This is a genomic window from Bacteroidota bacterium, from assembly GCA_030706565.1.
Classification (GTDB): Bacteria; Bacteroidota; Bacteroidia; order Bacteroidales; family JAUZOH01; genus JAUZOH01.
In genome coordinates this window covers 1-3,139 of sequence record JAUZOH010000420.1, presented here as the reverse complement: position 1 = coordinate 3,139, position 3,139 = coordinate 1, and the positions used below count along the sequence as shown (strand labels likewise).

Sequence of the window (3,139 nt, the reverse complement as noted above, 5' to 3'; positions counted from 1 at the left end):
CTGTAGATGTAGATATCACAAAGGATTTTACTGTTGGCTTGCAGTTGTTTGGACGTATCCAGGAAGGATGTCAGCCCGGAGCAGGGACTTCAACTGTTTTGAATTCGCTTTATTCCACTCCGAATCTGGCATACCCGGTATTCAATCCTAACGGGTCTTTTGGGGGAGCTTCAAATTATACATCTAATCTTTACCAGCTGACCACCGGCTCCGGCTATAAATTGGATAATAATCGCGACCTTATGGCTAACCTGGATATGAAGTATAAATTCGACAATTGGTTGCCTGGGCTTTATGCTAAGTTTAAGGTAAATGCATCGTCAACTTCTTCCAGTTTAATAACCAGGAATTCCCAACAACCGGTTTACGACCTTTCTATAGGTGCTGCAGGGGATACTTCTTATACCCGTTACGGAACTATTTCTGATCAGACCAATTCATTTAGCATGACCTCAACTGTTCAGACCTTTTATGCTCAAGCTGCCTTAGGTTATGATGCTAAAATTGGCGATCATCAGTTCGGAGCAATGATTTTTGGCGATCAGTTACGCTCTACCTATCAGTTCGATTTGCCTGAAACATATTATAACTTTGCAGCTTCGGCCAACTATAATTATAAACAGAAGTATTTTGCAGAAGTAGCTGCAAACTATGCCGGTTTTGACCGTTTCAGGCCAGGACACCGCTTTGGCGGGTTTTACGCCGGAGGCTTAGGCTGGAATATTGCTGAGGAGTCTTTTCTTAAGGATAATGTAAACTGGATAGATATTTTAAAAGTCAGAGGAACTTATGGATTGACCGGTAATAGCAATGAGGATGCGTTAGGCTATTATTCCTGGAGATCTTCCTTTGGACAGGACGGAGCTAACCGGTATTTTGTCGGAACTAACTATAGTGCCGTATGGGGAATTGCTGAAAAAATGTTGCCCAACGTAAATTCAACTTGGGAAAAGGCCCATAAGTTTAATCTTGGGGTAGATATGGGCTTTTTGAAATCCAAACTGAAAGTAGAATTTGATTACTATCGCGATGTTTATTATGATTTGCTTCAGCAGCGGGGAGCAAATACCCAGCTTATGGGTATTGCTTATCCGAATGAAAACATCGGGAAAAACCTATATACCGGACAGGAACTTCAAATAACCTATCAGAATCATGTAGGTAATTTCAACTTCTTTGTTACAGCCAATGCTTCGCGCATGAAAACCGAAGTCTTATTTATGGATGAGCTTCAGCGGCAAAATGATTGGAGTAAGCGTACCGGAAAAGCGGTTGGACAAACATTCGGTTATAAGGCTGATGGGTTAATACAGACTCAGGATGAGGCTGATAAAGCCCCTCTTTTGGGAGGAATAAAAGTGCATCCGGGTGATGTGAAATTGGTAGACATGAATGGCGACGGCATCATCGATCAGAATGATGAAATTGCACTTGGCAATACCAAACCTGTCATCTATTATGGAGCTACTTTAGGCTTTAGCTTTAAAGGGTTTGATGTGAGCGTTTTATTGCAGGGAGTACAAAATCGTACCTACCAGCAATCGATCACGCCTTTTGGCCAGGGTGGAAAAGACCAGGGATATGATTACTATATGGGAAGGTGGACTCCCGAAACTGCAGCTACTGCAACTTTTCCACGTCTTACTGCCGGAGTTAACTGGAATAATACGCCTTATATGAATAATTCGAGTTATTGGACCCATCCGGGCGAATATTTCAGGGTTAAGAATGTCGACATAGGATATACTATCCCGATGGCGGCCAATAACAAATTGAGAATAGCCGGAATGAGAATTTTTGCCAATGTTCAGAATCTATTTACGGCAACCCCTTACAAATTGTTCGACCCGGAAATTTATGGGAATACCTCATATCCTATTCAACGGATTATTAATGTAGGTATAAATATTAAGCTATAGACTCTTTTAATTTTAGGAAGATGAAAAAAAATATTTATAATTTATTGTGGGCGGTTATTGTAATTTTTTGTGCAACATCGTGTAAGAGCTTACTCGAGGATGTGCCCATAGAACAAGAAACCCTCGACCTCCTTTTTAATAAGAATGATTCTGCCGGTGTTGATGCCCGTAGATTCCTGTACGATACTTATCGGAGTCTCCCTGCCATGTATAACAGGGTTGGTGGCGATTTTCTGGATGCTGCTACCGATGACGCAATTTCGTCAAATACTTCAAATACATCGGTTCAACAGTTGGCTACCGGTACTTATACCTCTAGCGGGTATCCGGATGATCAGTGGAATACATACTATACCGCAATCCGGCAGACAAATATTTTCATTACCAATATTGATAATGTCCCCTTAAAAGGGAAGCTGGCAAACGGAACCCCGTTTAACCATGTATGGAAAGCAGAGGCTAAGTTTTTAAGAGCTATGTTTTACTTCGAACTGGTAAAACGTTATGGTGGCGTTCCGCTTATTGTTGATAAGGTTTATCAATTGGGTGATGACTTGAACCTGCCAAGAAATTCTTTTGCCGATTGTGTCAAATTTATTTCCGACCAGTGTGATGCGATTAAAGACAGTTTGCTTCCGGATCCGGTTGATCCTCAGAATATAGACAGACCGACAAAGGCGGCAGCTCTTGCCTTAAAAGCCAGGGTTCTGCTGTATGCTGCAAGTCCCTTGTACAATGGCGGAAATATTGACGGAACCAATGAGCTTACTGGTTATGCTGATTTTTCGGCCGAGCGCTGGAAACAAGCAGCAGAAGCCTCCAAAGCTATAATGAACCTTAATGTATTTAGCCTTGTCCCTTCATTTAAGGATGTTTTCATTACCCAGATAAACACCGAACGTATTTTCGCAAAACAATCAGAAGGTGATAATTATAACTGCGAAAACGATAATGGTCCGGTTGGATATTATGTGGGGAATGGACGAACCAGTCCAACCCAGGAGTTTATCGATGCTTTTGGAATGGCAAATGGTCTGGGAATTAAGGATATTGGTTCAGGATATGATTCTAAAAATCCTTTTGTAGGCAGGGATCCCCGGTTTTACAAAACGTTCTTTTATAATACTGCTCCATGGTTAAACCGGACAGTTCAGACCTTTGAAGGGGGCGCCGATAAACCTGGAGGAACCAAACAGCAAACCATTACCGGTTATTACCTG

The 3,139-nt window shown here is 41.8% G+C and carries 2 protein-coding genes; both read left to right on the top strand.

Going from position 1 to position 3,139, the window contains the following annotated elements:
- A partial coding sequence (locus Q8907_15025; protein ID MDP4275584.1) for a SusC/RagA family TonB-linked outer membrane protein occupies positions 1-1,919 on the top strand: 1,919 nt, incomplete at its 5' end.
- Between the two features lie 20 nt (positions 1,920-1,939).
- A partial coding sequence (locus Q8907_15020) for a RagB/SusD family nutrient uptake outer membrane protein (protein ID MDP4275583.1) occupies positions 1,940-3,139 on the top strand: 1,200 nt, incomplete at its 3' end.